The sequence below is a fragment of the Nocardioides halotolerans DSM 19273 genome (assembly GCF_000422805.1).
Lineage (GTDB): Bacteria > Actinomycetota > Actinomycetes > Propionibacteriales > Nocardioidaceae > Nocardioides > Nocardioides halotolerans.
In genome coordinates, this window is record NZ_AUGT01000009.1 from 31,010 (window position 1) to 51,603 (window position 20,594).

Annotated in this window: 18 protein-coding genes; 8 read left to right on the forward strand and 10 right to left on the reverse strand. The window is 72.2% G+C overall.

What is annotated here, in order from left to right; genetic code table 11:
- Positions 1-3: 3 nt before the first annotated feature.
- Genes G514_RS0100145 through G514_RS0100155 form a run of 3 tightly spaced genes read right to left on the reverse strand, consistent with a single transcriptional unit; the run spans position 4 to position 3,015 of the window.
- Positions 4-1,128, reverse strand: coding sequence for a hypothetical protein (locus tag G514_RS0100145; protein ID WP_028650117.1), 1,125 nt, complete (start codon positions 1,126-1,128; stop codon positions 4-6).
- Positions 1,129-1,156: 28 nt separating this feature from the next.
- Complete coding sequence (locus G514_RS0100150; protein ID WP_028650118.1) at positions 1,157-2,446, reverse strand: MFS transporter; 1,290 nt, start codon at positions 2,444-2,446, stop codon at positions 1,157-1,159.
- Entirely contained in the window at positions 2,443-3,015 is a 573-nt protein-coding gene (locus G514_RS0100155; RefSeq protein WP_051246310.1) for an ArsR/SmtB family transcription factor, read from the reverse strand. The genes G514_RS0100150 and G514_RS0100155 overlap by 4 nt, the downstream gene beginning before the upstream one ends.
- A gap of 115 nt (positions 3,016-3,130) precedes the next feature.
- On the opposite strand from G514_RS0100155, the gene G514_RS23905 reads away from it, so the two are divergent.
- Both G514_RS23905 and G514_RS0100165 read left to right on the forward strand, forming a co-directional pair.
- Positions 3,131-4,093, forward strand: coding sequence for a glutathione S-transferase C-terminal domain-containing protein (locus G514_RS23905; RefSeq protein WP_036563151.1), 963 nt, complete (start codon positions 3,131-3,133; stop codon positions 4,091-4,093).
- Between the two features lie 102 nt (positions 4,094-4,195).
- Complete coding sequence (locus G514_RS0100165; protein ID WP_028650120.1) at positions 4,196-5,110, forward strand: cation diffusion facilitator family transporter; 915 nt, start codon at positions 4,196-4,198, stop codon at positions 5,108-5,110.
- Here the strand turns inward: G514_RS0100165 and G514_RS23910 are convergent.
- A complete protein-coding gene (locus tag G514_RS23910; protein WP_084151668.1) occupies positions 5,107-6,381 on the reverse strand; it encodes an MFS transporter in 1,275 nt (424 codons plus the stop codon). The genes G514_RS0100165 and G514_RS23910 overlap by 4 nt on opposite strands.
- A gap of 127 nt (positions 6,382-6,508) precedes the next feature.
- Here G514_RS23910 and G514_RS0100175 point away from each other — a divergent pair, with 127 nt between their 5' ends.
- Entirely contained in the window at positions 6,509-6,841 is a 333-nt protein-coding gene (locus tag G514_RS0100175) for an ArsR/SmtB family transcription factor (protein WP_245582050.1), read from the forward strand.
- Here G514_RS0100175 and arcC read toward each other — a convergent pair.
- Genes arcC through G514_RS0100190 form a run of 3 tightly spaced genes read right to left on the reverse strand, consistent with a single transcriptional unit; the run spans position 6,831 to position 10,028 of the window.
- Complete coding sequence (gene arcC / locus G514_RS23915) at positions 6,831-7,796, reverse strand: carbamate kinase (protein WP_051246311.1); 966 nt, start codon at positions 7,794-7,796, stop codon at positions 6,831-6,833. The two genes, G514_RS0100175 and arcC, sit on opposite strands and share 11 nt — an antisense overlap.
- Before the next feature lies 1 nt (position 7,797).
- Positions 7,798-8,799, reverse strand: a complete 1,002-nt coding sequence (argF, locus tag G514_RS0100185; protein ID WP_028650122.1) for an ornithine carbamoyltransferase — start codon at positions 8,797-8,799, stop codon at positions 7,798-7,800.
- Between the two features lie 5 nt (positions 8,800-8,804).
- Positions 8,805-10,028: an arginine deiminase gene (locus tag G514_RS0100190; protein WP_028650123.1), complete on the reverse strand. Its 1,224-nt coding sequence runs from the start codon at positions 10,026-10,028 to the stop codon at positions 8,805-8,807.
- Between the two features lie 160 nt (positions 10,029-10,188).
- Between G514_RS0100190 and G514_RS23920 the strand changes: the two genes are divergently transcribed.
- The 4 genes from G514_RS23920 to G514_RS0100210 all read left to right on the forward strand — a co-directional run bounded on the left by G514_RS23920 (position 10,189) and on the right by G514_RS0100210 (position 15,582).
- Positions 10,189-11,733, forward strand: a complete 1,545-nt coding sequence (locus tag G514_RS23920; RefSeq protein ID WP_051246312.1) for a YfcC family protein — start codon at positions 10,189-10,191, stop codon at positions 11,731-11,733.
- Between the two features lie 298 nt (positions 11,734-12,031).
- Positions 12,032-13,150, forward strand: a complete 1,119-nt coding sequence (gene pdhA / locus G514_RS23925; RefSeq protein ID WP_036563152.1) for a pyruvate dehydrogenase (acetyl-transferring) E1 component subunit alpha — start codon at positions 12,032-12,034, stop codon at positions 13,148-13,150.
- Entirely contained in the window at positions 13,147-14,136 is a 990-nt protein-coding gene (locus tag G514_RS0100205; RefSeq protein WP_028650124.1) for an alpha-ketoacid dehydrogenase subunit beta, read from the forward strand. The genes pdhA and G514_RS0100205 overlap by 4 nt, the downstream gene beginning before the upstream one ends.
- 12 nt (positions 14,137-14,148) lie before the next feature.
- Positions 14,149-15,582 carry a dihydrolipoamide acetyltransferase family protein gene (locus G514_RS0100210; protein ID WP_028650125.1) on the forward strand — a complete coding sequence of 478 codons (1,434 nt, stop codon included), beginning with the start codon at positions 14,149-14,151 and terminating at the stop codon, positions 15,580-15,582.
- 95 nt (positions 15,583-15,677) lie between these two features.
- On the opposite strand, the gene G514_RS0100215 is transcribed toward G514_RS0100210, so the two are convergent.
- Both G514_RS0100215 and G514_RS0100220 read right to left on the reverse strand, forming a co-directional pair.
- Positions 15,678-16,949, reverse strand: coding sequence for an ArgE/DapE family deacylase (locus G514_RS0100215; RefSeq protein WP_036563216.1), 1,272 nt, complete (start codon positions 16,947-16,949; stop codon positions 15,678-15,680).
- A gap of 66 nt (positions 16,950-17,015) precedes the next feature.
- Positions 17,016-17,816: an SDR family oxidoreductase gene (locus G514_RS0100220; RefSeq protein ID WP_028650127.1), complete on the reverse strand. Its 801-nt coding sequence runs from the start codon at positions 17,814-17,816 to the stop codon at positions 17,016-17,018.
- A 477-nt stretch (positions 17,817-18,293) separates the two neighbouring features.
- On the opposite strand from G514_RS0100220, the gene G514_RS0100230 reads away from it, so the two are divergent.
- Entirely contained in the window at positions 18,294-18,959 is a 666-nt protein-coding gene (locus tag G514_RS0100230; protein ID WP_028650129.1) for a hypothetical protein, read from the forward strand.
- Between the two features lie 13 nt (positions 18,960-18,972).
- Here the strand turns inward: G514_RS0100230 and G514_RS0100235 are convergent, their stop codons facing one another.
- Positions 18,973-20,457: a hypothetical protein gene (locus G514_RS0100235; RefSeq protein WP_051246313.1), complete on the reverse strand. Its 1,485-nt coding sequence runs from the start codon at positions 20,455-20,457 to the stop codon at positions 18,973-18,975.
- Between the last annotated feature and the right edge of the window lie 137 nt (positions 20,458-20,594).

Below are 20,594 nucleotides of genomic sequence, written 5' to 3' on the forward strand. Positions count from 1 at the left end.
CGGTCAGTGGGCACAGACAGCGGACGCGTGGTCGGCCGCCGGGATGCCGTTGGGGCTCAGGTTCCTGACGAACCAGGGCCGTAGCCAGTGCGTCGCGGGGTCGTAGGAAGCGGTGAGCGAGAGCTGGTGCTGCGTCGTCACCGGGAGGTTGAACTCGAACGGGTCGCTCATCGACGCGTGCGAGAAGACCGTGACGCCGTCGAGCGCGACGGACGCCGTGAAGTCGGCAGTGGGGTACTGGAAGATGCCGTGATCGTTGGTCACGCCACCCACCACGGCCGAGCAGTGTTCGCCGAGCGAGAGGACCGCGGTGTTGGTCGGGCCGGACCCGGACGGAGCCGTGCCCTGCGAGTAGGTGCTGACGTAGAAGCTCGGCTCGACCACGACGTTGTCCTTGTGGTCGAGCGAACCTGACACGACCGGCAGCTCGGACAAGGGGATGTCGCGGTAGGAGTCCGCGGTGAACGGCGCCGAGCGCCCCTCCGCGTGGAACCTGTCGCCCTCGGTGGTGACCCGCAGCCGAAGCCCGAGCGCGCCGACGCCGATGCCGGAGAACGGCTGGCTCGTGAAGCCGCTCGGGCCGGCGAGGCGCTGGAGCACGACGCTCTGCTCGTCGACCGAGGTCCACTTGTGTGTCGCCGGGTGGCGGTACTGCAGGTGGAGCGGCTGGTCGCGCAGCCACCCGGTGACCTCGCCGCCGACGACCTGCTGGCCCAGCGGCGTCAAGACGGACGGCGTGGTCAGCAGCGTGACCTTCCCCGTCCGCTTGACCACTGCGGGTCGGGCGCCGCGGGTGCACGCGTCGCGGCCGGGGCGGGCGACGCAGGTGCGGTAGCTTCCGCCGCTGCGGCGCGTGGTCGTGACCAGCCGGAACGTCCCGCGCTTCGACGCGCGGCCGACCTTCACCGTCGACCAGACCTGGTGCCGGTTGAAGCGGTCCTGGAGGTAGACCGCGGCGCCGCGTGGCGCCTCCCCGGCCGAGACCACGCGGAACTTGCCGCTGTGCAGCAGCGTGATCGTGGTTCGCGCAGCTGCCGGGCCGGCGGCCTCGGCGGGTGCGGCGGCGAGGAGACTCGCGGTGGCCGCGGCGAGCGCAGTCAGGGTCGCGAAGGCAGAACGTGGCTTCATCGGGTCCTCCGGTCGTGCGCTGAACACTTCAGCTGTAGGACGGGGCGTGTCGCTGGTCGGTTGGGTCCGGCCGGCGGTCGATCTCGCGCCACCGGCGGTCGACCGCGGGGAACATGGTCACGAAGAAGTACGCCACGCCGCACGACATCATCGCCACGCCCAGCCCGGCGCCGCCGACGAGGAACCCGCCGACCAGGCCGCCCAGCGGCATCAGGGCGAAGCACGCCGCGTCTGACAGCGAGCTGACCCGGCCCAGCAGGTGCGCGGGCACCCGCTCGTAGATCACCGCGCCCAGGATCGGGTTGAGGAAGCCCGACGCGAAGCCGGCGCCGACCGCGAGCGCGAGGACGCCCCAGAGCGGGGTGTCGAACGCCATCACCGCGTAGCGGGGGAGGCCGGTCACGAGGAAGCAGACGAGGTAGGTCGCGTAGCGCGGCAGCCGCTCGGCGTACGCCGCGGCGAGCAGCGAGCCGATCGCCGAGGCGCCCGAGAACGTCGCGAACAGCAGCCCGACCGCCGCCGCGCCGCCACCCTGCTCGACGCCCCAGACGGGGACCAGCACCGCCGACCACGCCAGGTCGAGGAGGTTCGTGAGCGCGACCATCACCGTGATGCCGACGAGGATCCGGTCGCCGCGGAGGAACCGCCAGCCCTCGCGGAGCTGGTCGAGGTAGGACCCGGGCTCGGCGTCGTCGTCCCCCGCGTCCGCGTCGGGCTCGCCCCCGGACGTGGGGGACACCGTGCGGGTGGCGGACTGGCGCGGGACGGCCCAGCCCAGCAGCAGCGCCGCGAGGCCGAACGACGCCGCGTCGACGACCAGGGCGTTGGCCGGCCCGATCACCGCCACGAGCGCGCCCGCGAGGGCGGCGCCCATCATCGAGGCGGTCCGCTCGACGGTCGAGCTCAGGCCGGTGGCGCGCTCGAGCGAGACCCCGGCCGAGGCGGCCAGTGCCGGCGTCATGGCGTGCTTCGCGGCGTCGCCCGGGCCGCGGAGCGCCCCGGCGACCGCGACGAGCGCGAGGAAGCCGGCGAAGGACAGGTGGCCCGCCTCGTGGCACAGCGGGATCAGGCCCACCACGAAGAGCGACGCCCAGTCGCAGGTGAGGGCGACCCGGCGCGGGCCGAGCCGGTCGATGATCGGTCCGCCGAGGACCTTGAGCACCACCAGGGGCAGCATCTCCGCGACGGCGACCAGGCCGGTCTTCTCCGGACTGCCCGTCGTGGTGAGCACGAAGAACGGCAGCGCGATCATCGAGACGCGGGTGCCGACCAGCGAGATGCCCGCGGCGGCGAGCCAGCCGTAGAGCGACCGCCTCACGACGCACCGCCCACGCGGCCGGGGTAGGGGTAGGCCGCCACCTGGATCACGAAGTCCTCGGCGTCCGGCGACTCCTCGTCGGGATCCTCGGACTCGATCGCCGCCACCACGGCGTCGACCAGGGCCCTGGCCCGCCCGGGGGTCAGCTTGACGACCCAGTCGCTGAAGGTCGAGGCGTCACCCCACTCCGGCGGGACCAGTGGCAGCTCCTCGATGGCCCGCTGCAGCAGCTCGGTCATGACCACCGCGACGGACTGGAGATAGGCCTCGGTGGTCTCGCGCGCCTCGGGGTCCTCGATGGCGCTCACCTCGGTGGTCGTCGAGCGGTGGGCGGCCTTCCACCACCGCTCGCGGCCGTTGCCCTGCGACGGGTCGTCGACGACGAAGCCGTGCTGGGCGAGCTGGCGCAGGTGGTAGGACGTCGCACCGGTGTTGAGGCCGAGCCGGGCGGCGAGCGCCGTGGCCGTGGCCGGGCCGTCGACGCGCAGCATGCCGAGCATGCGCAACCGGGTGGGATGGGTCAGGGCCTTCAGCTGCTGCGGGCTCGGGGTGATCGAGGTGGTGTCCACGGAGGACACGCTACGACTGCAAAGGACCGTTTGCAAACAGGTCTTTGCGATTGATTTCCCGCAGGGCGCTCGCGTGCCGCGACGCCGGCGTCGGGGCTCGGGGTACCGCCGCCCCGTGAACGAGGACGACAGCAAGGAGACCGGCGGCGAGTTCCAGCGCGACACCGACTACGTCTCCGACCGGATCACCGCCGGCGGCCGGACGCCCGAGCACGGGCCGGCCGACGTCCGGCTGTGGCCCGTCGAGCCCGGTCGTTACCGGCTCGTGGCGGCGCGCGCGTGCCCCTGGGCCAGCCGGGCGATCGTCGTGCGCGAGCTGCTCGGGCTTCAGGACGTGATCTCGCTCGGCCTGTGCGGCCCGACCCACGACGTGCGGAGCTGGACCTTCGACCTCGACCCCGGCGGCGTCGACCCCGTGCTCGGCATCGAGCGGCTCCAGCAGGCCTACTTCGCGCGCTTCCCCGCCTACGACAAGGGCATCACCGTCCCGGCCATGGTCGACGTCCCGACCGGCCAGGTGGTCACCAACGACTTCCCGTGGATCACCCACGACCTGTTCCACGAGTGGCGCGAGCACCACCGCCCCGACGCGCCGGACCTGTGGCCGACCGACCTCCGCGAGGAGATGGAGGAGGTCATGGAGCGCGTCTACACCGAGGTCAACAACGGCGTCTACCGCTGCGGCTTCGCCAGCTCGCAGGAGGCCTACGACGCGGCGTACGACCGGCTGTGGGTGGCACTCGACTGGCTCGAGGAGCGACTGGGCACGCGACGGTTCCTCATGGGCGAGGCGGTGACCGAGGCCGACGTCCGGTTGTTCACCACGCTGGTGCGCTTCGACGCGGTCTACCACGGCCACTTCAAGTGCAACCGCCAGAAGCTGACGGAGCTGCCGTCACTGTGGCGCTACGCGCGTGAGGTGTTCCAGCTCGCCGGCTTCGGCGACACCGTCGACTTCGACCAGATCAAGCAGCACTACTACCTCGTGCACAGCGGCATCAACCCCACCGGGATCGTCCCGCGCGGCCCGGACCTGTCCGGCTGGACCGAGCCGGTGGCGGTGCCGGGCGGGGGGTAGTCCGTGACGTTCGGGCCCCTGCTTGTGGACGACAGGGGCCCGTTCGTCACGGACTACCCCGGCCCGGGGCGATGGGGAGGCACCAGCCCTAGCCTTGAGGCCATGGGACACGACCACGGGCACGCCGCGGGTCGCGCGCAGGACCGCGGCCGGCTGCGGATCGTGCTCGGTGTCACCGTCTGCGTGCTCGTGCTCGAGGTGGTCGGGTGGCGGGTCACCGGTTCCCTCGCGCTGCTGGCCGACGCGGGGCACCTGGCCACCGACGCAGCCGCGGTCGTGCTCGCGCTCGGGGCGTCGTACGTCGCCACGCTGAAGGGCGGGCCGCGGTCGACGTTCGGCCTGCACCGCGCCGAGGTGCTCGCCGCGCTGGTCAACGCGGTGGTCCTGCTCGTCGTGTGCGGCTACCTGGTCTACGCCGGCGTCACCCGGCTGTCGTCGCCGGAGCACGTGGACGCCGGGCCGATGGTCGCGTTCGCAGCCGTCGGCCTGGTCGCCAACGGCATCTCGATGGGGGTCCTGTCGCGCGCCGAGCACGGCTCGCTCAACATGCGCGGCGCCGTCAACGAGGTGCTCGCCGACCTGCTCGGGTCACTGCTCGCGGTGGTCGCCGGCGTCGTCATCTGGACCACGGGGTTCACGCGCGCCGACCCCGTCGCGACGCTGCTCATCGCCGTGCTGATCCTGCCGAGGTCGTTCGCGCTCGCGCGCGACGCGACCGTGGTGCTGCTCGAGATCGCGCCGCGCGGCATCGACCTCGACGACGTGCGCGAGCACCTCCTGGGGGTGCCCGGCGTCACCGACGTCCACGACCTGCACGCGTGGACGATCACCAGCGGCATCCCGTCACTGTCGGCCCACGTCACCGTGACCGACGCCTGCCTCGCCGAGCGCGGCGTCGGCGCCACGCTCGACGAGCTGAGCAGGTGCGTGGCCGAGCACTTCGACGTGCACCACGCGACGTTCCAGGTCGAGCCCGTCACCCACCGCGAGCACGAGGACCTCGGCGAGGTCCACTAGGCGACGGCGGGGACTGCTGCCGACGAGCGCACGCCGAGGACCCCGGCGGTGAGGCAGGCGAGCGCGGTCGCGAGCGAGAACCACGGGAAGATCGCGGCCAGGCTCCACTCGGTGGCCGCCCACCCGGCCAGGATCGTGGGCACCGCCATCGCGCTGTAGGCGAGCAGGTAGAACGCCGACATCACCTCGCCGCGGTGCCCGGCGGGCACCGCCTGGCCCAGGTGGCGCAGGGAGCCGCCGAACGCGAGCCCGAACGTCAGCCCCATGAACACCGCGGCGCCGAGCACGACCGAGGCGTGGCCGGTGTCGAGAGCCGCCACGCTCAGCAGCAGGGCGGCGGCGGTGCCGAAGTCGCCGACGACCGCGGCGCGCCGGGCCGCGATCCGGCCGCCGAACCACTGGCTCACCGCGGCCGAGCCCGCCATCGAGGCGACGACGACCCCGCCGAAGACCAGGCTGTGGATGTGGGTCGACTGGCCGGCGAAGCTCGGGAACAGCGACAGGTAGACACCGAGCACCGACCACGACGCCATCACGCCCAGCACGGCGAAGCGGAAGTCCGCGCTCACCGACGACGGCACCGACGGCCGGGCGATGCGCAGCGGCGTGCTGCCGCGCGCGGCGTGCGGCTCGGCCATCGCCAGGACCCCGAGCAGCAGGGCGAGCACAAGCGCGGCGACGACGGCGTACGGCGTCACGAGCGGGTCGGGCCCGAACTGCGCGAGCAGGGCGGCGCCGAGGATCGTCGCGGCGATGCCGACGTTGAACACCACGCCGGTCAGGTGGCCGGTGCGCGCTCCGTGCTCGGGTCGCAGGTCCAGCAGCGCGGCGCTGCCGACCACAACGGCGGTGCCGACCGCGGCGCCGTGGATCGTCCGGCCGACGAAGAGCGCGGGCAGCCCCGAGGCGGTCATGAACGCCACGAGCCCGACGAGCATCCCGACCGCCGCACCCACGAGCAGCGGCTTGCGACCGAAGCGGTCGGAGACCTGGCCAGCGACCAGCACCGCGCCGAGCGCGCCGAGGACGTAGGCCGCGAACACCAGGGTCGTGGTGATCGGGGCGAGGCCCCAGCGCTCGGCGTACAGGCCGTAGAGCGGTGCTGGTGCGCTCGAGACGCCGAGGGAGACCGCGAGGAGGGTGATGAGCAGCGGGTAGGCCCACGTCTGCCCGGAGGTCTCGGACGCCCGCGACGTGGTCGCGGTGCCGGCTCGGGTGGCGGGGGCCTGGCTGGCGAATCGGCTGGCGAGCTGGCTGGTGACGGTGCTCATGGTTCCTCCTGCGTGCTAAGTTCGAAGTGCATCGAACCTGTGCCACAGTACGCTCGGTTCGATGGATGTCGAACTTGTTTTCCGGTGATCCCCGCCACAGCGATCCCGGAGGAGGAGAGGAGAGGGCGTGGAGCAGCTGCCCGCTATCAGCCCGATGGGCACCCTGCGCGAGGTGCTGGAGGCGCTGTCCGACCCGGTGCGCCTCGAGATGGTGCGCCGGCTCGCCGCCGAGGGCGCGCCGGTCGCCTGCGCCGACCTCTACGACTCCGTCAGCAAGTCCACCGCTAGCCACCACTTCAAGGTGCTGCGCGAGGCCGGCGTGACCGAGCGCCTCACGGTCGGCGGCCAGACCCACCAGCGCCTGCGGCTGGCCGACCTCGAAGAGGCGTTCCCGGGCGTGGTCACCTCGATCGTCGCGTCGAGCGACGCGAGCGGCGCCGCCGCGCCGGCTACGCGCTGAGCGACCGCGGCCGCACCGACCGCCGAGCGGCCCCGCCGTCGAAGTGCCCGTCCGGCGTGATGATCGTCCCGGCCTGGCCGTGCAGGATCGCGGCGGCGTCGTCCAGCGAGCCGATGGCCGCGACACCGCCGGTGAGCTCGACGAAGCGGCACACCGCATCGACCTTCGGCCCCATCGACCCCGCCGGTGGCTCGAGGGCCCTGAGTCCGGCGGGCGTCGCGGCGCGCACCGGCCGCTGCTCCGGGGTGCCGAAGCCCTCCATGACCGCCGGGACGTCGGTGAGCACCATGAGCACGTCGGCGTCCAGCGCCTCGGCCAGCACGGCGCTGGTGAGGTCCTTGTCGACGACGGCCTCGACGCCGCGCAACCGGCCCGCGGGGTCGCGGATGACGGGGACTCCGCCGCCGCCGGCGCACACGACCACCGCGCCGCTCTCCAGGAGCAGCCGGATCAGCCGCGTCTCGACCACGCGCTGCGGGCGGGGTGACCCGACGACCCGGCGCCAGCCGGCGCCGTCCGGCTTGACCACCCAGCCCCGCTCCGCCGCCAGCCGGGTGGCCTCGTCCTGCGTGTAGACCTCACCGACGAACTTCGTGGGGTCGTCGAACGCGGGGTCGGCGGCCTCGACCAGCGTCTGGTTGATGATCGCGGCGACCTGGCGGTGGGGCAGGTTGTTCTGCATCGCCTGCAGCAGCCAGTAGCCGATCATGCCCTGGGTCTGGGCGCCCAGCACGTCGAACGGGTACGGCGTGCTCAGGTGCGGGTCGGAGGCGCTCTGCAGCGCCAGCACACCGACCTGCGGGCCGTTGCCGTGCGTGACCACGAGCTCGTGCTCGTGCGCGATGGGCGCGAGCGCGGCGACCGCGCGGGCGACGTTGGCCTCCTGGACCTCGGCGTCCGGCTTCTGGCCGCGCTGCAGCAGGGCGTTGCCGCCCAGCGCGACGACGACGCGCACCTCAGGCGCCCAGGGTGGCGACGAGCACGGCCTTGATGGTGTGCATGCGGTTCTCGGCCTGGTCGAAGACGATCGAGTGCGGTGACTCGAAGACCTCGTCGGTGACCTCGAGGGCATCCATCCCAGTCCTCTGGAACAGGTCCTCCCCGACCTTCGTGTGGCGGTCGTGGAAGGCCGGCAGGCAGTGCATGAACTTGACCGTGGGGTTCCCGGTCGCCTTCACCACGCTCATGTTCACCTGGTACGGCGCGAGCAGCTCGATGCGCTGGTCCCACGTCTCGGCGGGCTCGCCCATCGACACCCAGACGTCGGTGTAGAGGAAGTCCACGCCGCGCACACCCTCCTCGAGGTCCTCGGTGTGCGTGATCCGGGCGCCCGTCGCGGTGGCGATCTCGAGCGCCTTCGTGATCACGTCGGCGTGGTTCCAGAGCGACCTCGGCGCCACGATGCGGACGTCCATCCCCATCATCGCGCCCGCGACCAGGAGCGAGTTGCCGACGTTGTTGCGGGCGTCGCCGAGGTAGGCGAACGCGATCTCGCCGTCGTGCTTGTCGCAGTGCTCGCGCATCGTCAGCATGTCGCAGAGCATCTGGGTCGGGTGCCACTCGTCGGTCAGCCCGTTCCACACCGGCACGCCGGCGTGCTCCGCGAGCGTCTCGACGTTGGCCTGTGCGGATCCGCGGTACTCGATGCCGTCGTACATCCGGCCGAGCACGCGCGCGGTGTCCGCCATCGACTCCTTGTGGCCGATCTGCGACCCGCTCGGGTCGAGGTAGGTCACCCGGGCGCCCTGGTCGAACGCCGCGACCTCGAAGGCACACCGGGTGCGGGTCGAGGTCTTCTCGAAGATCAGCGCGATGTTCTTGCCGGTCAGCCGCGGCTGCTCGGAGCCGGCGTACTTCGCCGCCTTGAGGTCGGCGGCGAGGTCGAGGAGGAAGCGCCACTCCTTCGGGGAGAAGTCGAGCTCCTTGACGAAGCTGCGGTTGCGCAGGTTGAAGGCCATGCCGGTCAGATCCCTTCTCGCTCGATCGGGCAGGTCATGCACCGCGGACCGCCGCGGCCCCGTCCGAGCTCGTTGCCCTGGATGGTGATCACCTCGACGCCGTTCCGGCGGAGGTAGGTGTTGGTGGTGACGTTGCGCTCGTAGGCCACGACGACGCCGGGCCGCACGGCGAGCACGTTGCAGCCGTCGTCCCACTGCTCACGCTCGGCCGCGTGCACGTCCTGGGTGGCGGTGAGGACCTTGATCGACGACAGCCCGAGGGCGGCGGCGATCGCGTCGTGCATCCGCTCGGCCGGGTGGGGCGTGACCTTGAGCTCCTTCTCGGTGTCGCCCGGCTCGATCGTGTACGACGGCAGCATCCCGAGGCCGACGTACTTGGTGAAGGTCTCCTCGTCGACCATGGTCATCACGGTGTCGAGGTGCATGAACGCGCGCTTCTGCGGCATCGACAGCGCCACGATCCGCTGTGCGCTGCCGGCGTCGAAGAGCCGGCGCGCGAGCCGCTCGACCCCCTGCGGGGTGGTGCGCTCGCTCATGCCGACGAGCACGGAGCCGCGACCGAGGACGAGCATGTCGCCGCCCTCGGTCGTCGCCATCCCGCTCGCGGATCCGTCGGACCAGCGGCGGAAGTCGGCATCGGCGAAGGCGGGGTGCCAGCGGTAGATCGCCTCGTAGTGGATCGTCTCGCGCATCCGGGCGCGCTTGCGCATCGAGTTGACCGACACCCCGTCGAAGATCCAGGCGGAGGTGTCGCGCGTGAACAGGTGGTTGGGCAGCGGGGGCAGCAGCAGGTCGTCGAGCGCGAGCGCTTGGACGACCACCGACGCGGGCTCGGGCGCCCGCTCGAGCAGCTCGCGCTTGGTCATGCCGCCGATGAGGTAGGTCGCGAGGTCGTCGTCGGGGAGACCGCTGAAGACGGCGTGGAGGGCATCGAGGGCCATCGGGCCGTAGACGCGCTCGTCGAAGGTCTTGTCGAGGACGTACTGGCGCGCCTCGGGGATGGTGACGGTCTCGGCGAGCAGCTCGTGCAGCAGGTGCACGCGCACGCCCTGGTCGCGCAGCGTCTCGGCGAACGCGTCGTGCTCCTGCTTCGCGTGCTTGACCCAGAGCACGTCGTCGAAGAGGTACTCGTCGTGGTTGGTCGGCGTGAGCCGCTTCAGCTCGAGATCGGGCCGGTGGAGGATCGCCTGCCGCAGGCGGCCGACCTCCGAGTCCACGTGCAGTGTCATGTTTCCTCGCTCTGTTCGGAGTTGGCTCCAGCCTTGCCCCGCTGCCCGGCGCAGCGGAGGGCCGAAGGTCCTCCCGAGAGGTGGCTCGGGGCACCTCTCGCGGCACCCCGCAACTGGTTGCTTGGAAGCAGCAGAACCAACTCGTCAGAAGGGGGCCGTCATGGCCGCTCACACCACCACCTCGCCGCCGCAGGGTCGGCGCGACGCCGCAACCCGGCCGTCCAGGACCCCGCGCTCGTTCCGGTTCCCCAGCGCCTTCACCGTCCTGTTCGCGGTGACGATCGCCGTCTGGGTCCTCGCGTTCGTCGTCCCGACCGGCAAGTACGCCACCGACCCGGAGTCGGGCGCGCCCGTGCCGGGCAGCTACGAGGGCACCGACAGCGCGCTCTCGTTCGGCGACCGGCTCATGGACCTGTTCCTGGCCCCGATCAACGGGCTCTACGGCGTGATGAACACCGACGGGTTCATCGGTCCCTACGAGTCCGGCGAGCTCTACGGCGCCGCCGGCGTCTTCCTGTTCGTGCTCGCCATCGGCGCGTTCATCACCATGGCCATGAAGACCGGCGCCATCGACAACGGCGTCGCCCGGATCGCCACCCGGATGAGCGGGCGGGGCACCGTCCTCATCGCCGTTTTGATGGTGCTCTTCTCCGTCGGCGGCACCACCGAGGGCATGGCCGAGGAGACCCTCGGCTTCTACGCGCTGCTCATCCCGCTGATGCTCGCGCTCGGCTACGACCGGCTCGTCGCCGCGGCGACCATCCTCATCGGCGCGGGCGTCGGCGTCCTCGCCTCGACGGTCAACCCGTTCGCCACGGGCGTCGCGTCGGACGCCGCCGGCGTCTCCATCGGTGACGGCATCGGCTTCCGCTTCCTGATGTACCTCGTCCTGGTGCCGGTGGGGGTCTGGTGGGTGCTGCGCTACGCCCGCAAGGTGCACGCCGACCCCTCCGCCTCGCGGGTCGGCGACGTCGAGGGCGACGACCAGCTGCGGGCCCAGGGACTGCGTGAGGCCGCCGCGCTCACAGGTCGGGAGAAGACCGTCCTGTCGATCGTCGGCGTCACCTTCGCGTTCATGATCTTCGCGATCGTGCCGTGGGCGCAGGTCGTCAACGGCCCGGACGCGGCGAGCTACGGCTGGCAGATCGACTGGTACTTCCCCGAGCTCGCGGCGCTGTTCGTCGTGATGGCCCTCGTCGTCGGCCTCGTCGGCGGCCTGGGGGAGAAGGGCATGACCGACACCCTGGTCAGGGGCGCCGGCGACTTCATCGGCGTGGGCCTGATCATCGTCCTGGCCCGCGGGGTCACCGTGATCATGAACAACTCCGAGATCACCGGGACGATCCTCCACTCGATGGAGAACGTCGTCAGCGACACCTCGAACGGCATGTTCGGCGCCGCGATGTTCCTGGTGAACATCCCGCTGGCGTTCCTGGTGCCGTCGACCTCGGGCCACGCCGCGCTGGCGATGCCCATCCTCGCGCCGCTGGCCGACTTCGCCGGCGTCCCCCGGGCCATGGTCATCACGGCGTACCAGTCGGCGTCGGGCATCGTGAACCTGATCACGCCCACCTCGGCGGTCGTGATGGGCGGGCTCGCGCTGGCGAAGGTCCGCTACGACCAGTACCTCAAGTTCGTGCTGCCGCTGATCGGGATCCTGCTCGTGCTCTGCACCGCGTTCGTCGCGATCGGAGCCGCGCTGTAGCGCCCGCCCGCGAGGGTGCACACCAGAGGCCCGCGTCCGACAGGGCGCGGGCCTCGCCCTGTGCGAACGCCGGGTTGGGCACTCCCGACCTGCACCGATACATTGGCGCTGCACGATCGTGACCCGGCTCACAGCCCGCACCACCCCCGCGACGCGGTGACCAGGACACCTCCCACCGTGGCGGAGACCCCGACCCGGCCGTGACCTCCCGAGGAGACCCGTGAGCGACCCAACGGACAGCGCAGCTGCCCCCGCACCCCCTCAGACCGGCAGTGGCTTCGGCCCCGATCTCGCGGAGGTGTTCGGTCCCTCGCAGCAGGACGGCGGCCCCGAGCTCATCCAGCTGCTCACGCCCGAGGGCGAGCGGGTCCACCACCCGGACTTCGACATGGAGTTCACGCCGGAGCAGCTGCGCGGCTTCTACCGCGACATGGTCATGGTGCGCCGCATCGACACCGAGTCGACCGCGCTGCAGCGCCACGGCGAGCTCGGCATCTGGGCCCAGCTGCTCGGCCAGGAGGCGGCCCAGGTCGGCGCCGGCCGCGCGCTGCGGCCCCAGGACTTCGTGTTCCCGACCTACCGCGAGCACGGCGTCGCGTGGTGCCGCGGGCTCGACCCGCTCAAGCTGCTCGGCCTGTTCCGCGGCGTCGACCACGGCGACTGGGACCCCGAGGAGTACAACTTCGGCCTCTACACGATCGTCATCGGCGCCCAGACCCTGCACGCCACCGGCTACGCCATGGGCATGCAGCGCGACGGCGCGGTCGGCACCGGCGACCCCGAGCGCGACGCGGCGGTGATCGCGCACTTCGGTGACGGCGCCTCCAGCCAGGGCGACGTCAACGAGGCGTTCATCTTCGCGGCGTCCTACAACGCCCCGGTCGTGTTCTTCTGCCAGAACAACCAGTGGGCGATCTCCGAGCCGATCGAGCGGCAGACCCGCATCCCGCTCTACCAGCGCGCGCTCGGCTTCGGCTTCCCGGGCGTGCGCGTCGACGGCAACGACGTGCTCGCGACGTACGCCGTGACGCAGGCCGCGCTCCAGCGGGCCCGCGACGGCCAGGGCCCGACGTTCGTCGAGGCCTACACCTACCGCATGGGCGCGCACACCACGACCGACGACCCGACCCGCTACCGGCTCTCCGGCGACGTCGAGTCGTGGAAGCTGAAGGACCCGATCTCGCGGGTCGAGGCCTACCTGCGCCGCAACGGCCTGGCCGACTCGGCGTTCTTCGGGGAGGTCGCCGGCGAGGCCGACGACCTCGGTGCCCGGCTGCGCGACGGGGTGAAGGCGCTGCCCGACCCCCGGCCGCTCGACATCTTCGACGCCGTCTACGACGAGACCACCGACGAGCTGCGCGAGCAGCACGACGAGTTCGCGGCGTACCTCGACAGCTTTGAGGGGAGCCACGCATGAGCGAGCAGTCCCAGAAGATCACCCTCGCCAAGGGCCTCAACATGGGCCTGCGCCAGGCGATGGAGGCCGACTCCAAGGTGCTGGTCATGGGCGAGGACGTCGGCAAGCTCGGCGGCGTCTTCCGCATCACCGACGGCCTGCAGAAGGACTTCGGCGAGGACCGCGTCATCGACAGCCCGCTCGCGGAATCCGGCATCGTCGGCACCGCGGTCGGCATGGCGATGCGCGGCTACCGTCCGGTCGTCGAGATCCAGTTCGACGGCTTCGTCTACCCGGCCTACGACCAGATCGTCTGCCAGGTCGCGAAGATCCACTTCCGGTCCAAGGGCCGGATCAAGATGCCGATCGTCATCCGGATTCCCTTCGGCGGCGGCATCGGCGCGGTCGAGCACCACAGCGAGTCGCCGGAGGCGCAGTTCGCGCACACCCCGGGCCTCAAGGTGGTCGCGTGCTCCAACCCCGTCGACGGCTACTGGATGATCCAGCAGGCCATCGCGTGCGACGACCCGGTGATCTTCCTCGAGCCCAAGCGCCAGTACCACGCCGACAAGGCCGAGCTCGACGAGACCGCGACGCCCGAGCCGCTGTTCACCTCGCGCGTCGTCCGCCCCGGCCAGGACGTCACGCTGCTCGCCTACGGCCCGACGGTGAAGACCGCGATGAAGGCCGCCGAGGCGGCCTCCGGCGAGGGACGCTCGCTCGAGGTCATCGACCTGCGCACGCTCTCGCCGCTCGACATGGGCCCGGTGCTCGACTCGGTGCGGCGCACCGGCCGCGCGGTCGTCGTCCACGAGGCGCACGTCAACCTCGGCATGGGCGCCGAGCTCGCCGCCCGGATCACCGAGCAGTGCTTCTACAACCTCGAGGCGCCGGTGCTGCGGGTGGGCGGGTTCGACACCCCCTACCCCGCCTCGCGCATCGAGGAGGAGTGGCTGCCCGACCTCGACCGGGTGCTCGACGCCGTCGACCGGACCCTGTCCTTCTAGGAGCCCTGACAGATGCCTGAGTACCTCCTCCCCGACGTCGGCGAGGGCCTGACCGAGGCCGAGATCGTGTCCTGGAAGGTCAAGGTCGGCGACACCGTCGCGATCAACGACATCGTCTGCGAGATCGAGACCGCGAAGTCGATCGTCGAGCTGCCGTCTCCCTACGCCGGCGTGGTCTCGGCGATCCTCGCGCCTGAGGGCGAGACGATCCCGGTCGGCACCCCGATCATCGCGATCGGAGCCGACGCGCCCGCCGAGGCCGGCGCCGGTGCGCCGGCTCCCGCCGCTCCCGAGCCCGAGATGGAGATCGACCTCTCCAACCCCGCGGCGTCCGGGTCGGGCGAGGGCGAGAGCCTGGTCGGCCGCATGAAGGCCGACCGCGGCCCGACCCGCCGCCCGCGCAAGGTGTCGTCCGGCACGCTCGCCACCCACATCCAGGCGCAGGCGTCGTTCGAGACCGGTCTCGCCTCACCCATGGTCGAGGCCGCCGAGCCCGAGCCCGCGGTGCCTGCGTCGTCCGCCGCGCCGCTCGAGCCGGCCGCGCTGCGCGTGCTGGCCAAGCCGCCGGTGCGCAAGCTCGCGAAGGACCTCGGCGTCGACCTCGCGACGATCACGGCGACCGGTCCCAACGGCACGATCACCCGCGGCGACGTCGAGGCGGCCTACCCCGGCGTCTACGTCGAGGAGACCTCGTCGTCGGCCCACTCGATCCCGGGGGTGTCGACCTCGACCGGTGAGCGCGAGGTGCGCGAGCCGATCAAGGGCGTGCGCAAGATGATGGCCGGCGCGATGGTGCAGTCGGCGTTCAGCGCGCCCCACGTCACCGAGTGGGTGACCGTCGACGCGACCCGCACCGTGGAGTTCGTGGAGCGGCTGCGCACCCGCCGCGAGTTCCGCGACGTGAAGGTCTCGCCGTTGCTGGTGCTCGCGCGGGCGGCGATGCTCGCGATGCGCCGCACGCCGGTGGTCAACTCGTTCTGGGACGAGTCCGCCCAGGAGGTCGTGCTCAAGCGCTACGTCAACCTCGGCATCGCCGCGGCCACCCCGCGCGGCCTGGTCGTGCCCAACATCAAGGACGCCCAGGACCTCTCCCTGCTCGAGCTGGCGGCCGCGCTCGGCGACCTCACTGCGGTGGCCCGGGAGGGGAAGACGCAGCCGGCCGAGATGAGCGGCGGCACGTTCACGATCACCAATGTCGGCGTCTTCGGCGTCGACGCCGGCACGCCGATCATCAACCCCGGCGAGTCCGCGATCCTGTGCTTCGGCGCGATCCGGAAGCAGCCGTGGGTGGTCTCCGAGGGTGGCACCGACGAGATCGTGGTGCGCCACGTGACCACGCTGGCCCTGTCATTCGACCACCGGCACATCGACGGCGAGTCCGGCTCGCGCTTCCTCGCCGACGTCGCCGGCATGGTGGAGGACCCTGCGTCGTCGCTGCTGTTCTGAGCTCGCCTTTCCGCGTCGAGTGACCTGATCCGCAGGTGTGGAGCGCTCCCAAACCTGCCAGATGGGTCACTCGACGCAGACCGACCGGCCCCCGCTCAGATGCAGGTGCGCAGGATGGTCAGCACCAGCGCCTCAGTCACGGTGACCAGCTCGTCGACCGGCACCGATTCGTCGGGCCCGTGCGCGAGGCGGACGTCGCCGGGGCCGTAGTGCAGGGTCGGGATGCCGGCCTCGGCGTACAGCCTCAGGTCGCTGCCGTACGGCGCACCGCGCTCGCGCGGCGCCGGGCCACCCGTGACGTCGGCGTGCGCCGCGCCCACGAGGTCGCGCAGCGCGCCGCCGTCGCCGGCGTAGCGCCCGCTGCCGAACTGGCCACCCGACCACGTCACCACCGGCGGGTGGTCGCGGAGGAACGCGTCCCGGCCCGCCGCCGCGGCGACGGCCTGCTCGAGCGCGACGCGCGCGTCGGCGGGGTCCTCGCCGACGGCGACCCCGAGGCGCCCCTCGGCCACGAGCAGGTCGGGCACGCTGCTGGCCCAGTCGCCGCAGCGCAGCTTGCCGACCGAGAGCGGGTAGGCGACCGGGTACTCGGCCATCAGCGGGTCGACCACCGCGTTGCGTTCCAGCTCGAGGCCGGCCAGGGCGGCGTGCAGGGGCAGGTAGCCGTCGATCGCGCTGACGCCGGCGTACGACGTGCTGCCGTGGGTCGCCACGCCGGGCACCGCGATCTCGAAGGTGAGGGCGCCGGCGTTCGCGGTCGTGATGGTGCCGCTGGTCGGCTCTGAGATCACGCAGGCGGCGCCGCGGTGGCCGCGGCGGAGCGTGGCGAACGCGCCCAGCCCGCCGTCCTCCTCGCCGACGACGAGGTGCAGGGCGACCGGCCGCGCCAGCGGGATGCCGGCCTCGCGCACCGCGCGCAGCGCCGCGAGGTTGGCGACGACGCCGGCCTTCATGTCGACGGTGCCGCGGCCGTGCACCCGGCCGCCGACCACGCGCGGCACGAACGGCGCGCCCGACCAGCGCGCCGGGTCGCCGGGTGGCACGACGTCGACGTGGCCCTGGAGCACCAGACCGGCCTCCTCGCCGGACGACGTGCTGGCGACCAGGCCCCACGCCTCGGTGCGCTCGGCCTCCCAACCCGGGAACGCCGGGTCGGCGGTCAGCTCGGCCAGGTCGAGCGGCCACAGGTCGAGGTCGAGGTCGAGGTGGCTGAGCTGCTTGGCCAGCAGGTGCTGCACCTCGCACTCCGCGTCGGAGCCGCTGACCGACGGCACGCCGACCAGGCCCACCAGGTCGCGCACGAGCTCCCGCTCGTCGACGAAGGCGAGCGCCTTGAGCTCGAGGTCGCTGAGGTCTCGGACGGACACGGCCGCCACCCTAAAGGGTGAACGCACCCCCGCCCATGGCCCGCTCGGGTCACACCCAGTGCCCCACTAGAGTGGCCCGACCTCCCATCCCTCTGGTGCGAGTGGGTGGAGGATCGCGTCGGTCCCGCCGTCGACGTACAGCACCGAGCCGACGACCAGCGAGGCGGCGTCGGAGAGCAGGAACGCGATCGGCGCGGCGATCTCCTCGGCCCGGCCGTCGCGGCCTACCGCTGAGGGGTAGGCCTCCGACAGCGGGCCGAAGACCGGGTCGGCGGCGAGCTGCTCGGTCATGGCCGTCGCGATCTTGCCGGGCGCCACGGAGTTGAGCCGGATGCCCGCGCCGATCCACGCCTCGGTGACGCCCTCGCGCCGCGCCCACCACGCCAGCGCGGCCTTGCTGGCGGGGTAGACCATCACCGCCTCGTGCGCGGAGGCCGCCGCGCGGGCCGCCTCCTCGTCGCCGCGCAGGCACGCGACCGCGACGTCACCGGCCCAGCCGGGCTGGCCGGTGATCGAGTTCGACGCCAGCAGCACGACGGCGGCGCCGTCCGCGGCGGCCATCAGGTCGCGCAGGCCCTCCACCAGGGCGATAGCGCCGAAGAAGTTGACCGACACGACCAGCGCCGGGTCGGTCCCAGTGAACCCGCCGATGCCGGCGGCCGGCACCACCCCGTGCACGACGTCGGTCTGCTCGCGCACCCCCGCGACCGCGGCACCCCGACCCTGCGCCGTCGAGAGGTCGGCGACCACGTCGGCGTCGCGGAGGTCGACCGTGACCACGCGGTGGCCCTGCTCGCGCAGCAGCGCGGCGGTCGCCGCGCCGATACCCGAGGCGGCCCCGCTGACGACGTAGGTGCGCGTGTCCACGCACGCACCCTAGAGGGGTCGCAGGCGGCCGCCGGTGCGGTCTCGGCGTGGGTACCTCGTCACCGTGCTCGTCGCCCTGCTCCTCCTCGCGGCACCGGTCGTCGCCGCCCTGCTGTTCTGGGGTGACTGGGGCTGGGTCGCCGGCTGCGTGGTGGTCGCCGCTGTCGAGTACGCCGCCTTCCAGAGGTCGCAGCGCTTCTCCGCCCGCTTCTGGCGCAGCGTCGGCCTCACCAGGCGTCACCCGCGAGCGCGGCGTCGAGCTCCTCTACCTCCTCAGCGCCGTCGCCGGCGTCGCCCTCCTCGTCTGGTCGCTGCTGCAGCTCGGCGGCTCGAACGGCGGCGGCCGCTGAGCGCGTTCGCCTGCGCTCGAGGGGCGTGAGAGCTAGGTTGACGGGCGGGAGGGACCCGACCGAAGGAGTCCCGATGCACCAGCGCACCGTCCGACGTACCCGCACGGCCTGCGGCTTGGCTGCGGCGGTGATCGCGAGCTCTCTCCTGCTGCCCGACGTCGCGGCGGCCGCCCCGCCGAGCAACGACGACTTCGCCGCCGCGGCCGCGCACACCATCCCGACCGGACCGGTGAGCGGCACGACCGTGGAGGCGACGACCGAGCCGGGCGAGCCGGCGTCCGCCAACCCCGGCACCGTCTGGTACCGCGTCACCGCTCTCCGGACCATGTACGCCGGCATCTGCGTCGAGTCCGCCGTGGGCGCCGTTGCCGAGCCCTTCAGCGGCCCCTCCGTCCAGGTCCTGGGCGCCCCGGGGGTCGAGATCACGCCGGCCGTGAACGCGCCGCTCTACCGGGACCTGTCCGCGGTGAAGTGCCCCGGGGGCAGCGGGGCGATGCGCTACTACAGCTTCAACGGAAGAGGCGAGAGGACGGTCCGGGTGTCCAGCGCGGTCCCGGGTGCCTTCACGCTCTACGTGGTCGACGCGGGCGCGGCGATGGACTGCGCGGACAGCGCGAAGCTGGTCAAGCAGTTCAAGAAGTCCGTCGCCCAGGCCAAGAAGCGCCTCCGGCAGGCGATCGTCAACCACGCCGCCGCCGGGACCATCAAGAAGCTGAAGAAGGACCTCAAGAGGATGAAGAAGAAGCTCAGGAAGGAGACGGCCTTCCACAACACGGTCTGCAGCTACGTCTGAGGGCGGGGTCGCGTCAGCCGCCGTCGCGCATCCGGACCAGGCCGGCGAGGGTGGCGACGTAGAGGGTGCCGTCGGGGCCGAGGTAGATCGAGGAGTAGTGGTTGTTCCACTGGACGCCGGTGCCGGTGAGCCGGCTCCAGCGGGTCTGGCCGGTGCGCAGGTCGATGGCGGTGACGTACCACGCGTCGAGGCCGTCGGCCCGGGGCGGCTTGGTGTAGGCGTAGAGCAGGCCGTTGCCGAGCGAGGCCTTCGCCACCGAGCTCGGCGCGGTCTCGTCGCTGGTCCACTGGAGCCGACAGCCGCGCTTGCGGATCTCGACGCTGGCGAGGCCGGGCGTGCTCGACCTGCCGCCGAGGGTGGTGGTCGGACCGCCGTAGCCGTAGTTGTTCTCGATGACGAGTGACCGCCCGGCCGCGACCAGACTGTTGTCGGTGGTGCCGGCGTCGTGGGCGAGCACCGGCACCGCGCAGTGCAGCCGCCGGTGGCCCGGCACGTTCCGGCGCCGGTCGAGCACGACGATCCGGGTGCGGGGGTCGGCGTTGTCGTTGATCGCCACCCACCGCTTGCCGACCAGCGTCGGTGTCGTGCCCGAGCCCTGCGAGAGGTTGCCGGGCTTGGTGCGGCTGCCTCGGTCGTAGGTACGCCGCCAGGTCACGTGCGGGGTGCCCTTCGCCGCTCCGCGCCGCCGCGCGTCGAGGCGGTAGAGCGCGTGGGTCGAGACGACGTACATCCCGCCGGACTCGTCGGTCGACACCGAGTTCGTCACGCGCTCGCCTGCGGGCAGGTGCGTGGTGCGGATCCGTCCGCTGCTCGGCGCGATCGTGCCGACCACGCCCTGCTCGGTGAAGAACCAGATCCGGCCCCGCCAGTCGGGCATCGTCGCGATCAGGCAGTCGCCGTCGGGCACGACGGACGCGACCGACCACACGTGCTCCTTGGCGAGCGAGCCGTCGGCGTGCACGGCGACCTTCCAGATCTCGCGGGCGGCGGTCGTCGGGTAGGCGCGGTCGGAGCGGTCGAGGAAGAAGTACGTGCCGCCGCAGATGTCGGTGAGCGGGTTCTTGCCGCTCGCGAGGTCGCGCTGCGAGGTCCGCAGCTCGCTGATCGGCTGCAGGGTGACCGGGTCGATCACCATGAGGCCGAAGCCCTCGAGCCCGCCGCACAGCCCCACGACGCGGCCGTGCGAGTCGAAGGCGATGGTCGCGCACTCGCGCACGCCGTACGTCGCGCTGGTGACCTGGAGGTCGCGGCCGAGCGGGCCGCTGACCTCGTAGGCGTCGGAGGCGTAGGCGTCGTCGTGCATGGAGCTCGTGCCGTTGGCCGACAGCATCGGCAGCTGCGGCACCCGGCGGTGCTCGACGGGTTGCGGCACCGCCGGCGCGCCGACGAACTGCGGCACCAGGAGGTCGGTCGGCAGCGACGGGATCGGCACCGCCGCCCCGGGCGCGGGGAGGCCGAGCCCGAGCGCCAGGACGGCGACTGCGGCGGTGGCGGTCACGTGGCGAGGACGGAGCACGCCGGGTCAACGGTGGGCCCGACGAGCTGGTTACGAGCCGGTGCCGAGCCGGGCGGCCGGCAGCCGTCAATGGACCGATCGGGTCATGGCTCCCTGACGAGCACCGGATCAGAATCCGA

Coding starts and splice junctions, on each gene's coding strand:
- G514_RS0100145 (WP_028650117.1), bottom strand. CDS start 1,128: ATGAAGCCACGTTCTGCCTTCGCGACCCTGACTGCGCTCGCCGCGGCC.
- G514_RS0100165 (WP_028650120.1), top strand. CDS start 4,196: ATGGGACACGACCACGGGCACGCCGCGGGTCGCGCGCAGGACCGCGGC.
- G514_RS23910 (WP_084151668.1), bottom strand. CDS start 6,381: ATGAGCACCGTCACCAGCCAGCTCGCCAGCCGATTCGCCAGCCAGGCC.
- argF (WP_028650122.1), bottom strand. CDS start 8,799: ATGGCCTTCAACCTGCGCAACCGCAGCTTCGTCAAGGAGCTCGACTTC.
- G514_RS0100190 (WP_028650123.1), bottom strand. CDS start 10,028: ATGACACTGCACGTGGACTCGGAGGTCGGCCGCCTGCGGCAGGCGATC.
- G514_RS23920 (WP_051246312.1), top strand. CDS start 10,189: ATGGCCGCTCACACCACCACCTCGCCGCCGCAGGGTCGGCGCGACGCC.
- G514_RS0100205 (WP_028650124.1), top strand. CDS start 13,147: ATGAGCGAGCAGTCCCAGAAGATCACCCTCGCCAAGGGCCTCAACATG.
- G514_RS0100210 (WP_028650125.1), top strand. CDS start 14,149: ATGCCTGAGTACCTCCTCCCCGACGTCGGCGAGGGCCTGACCGAGGCC.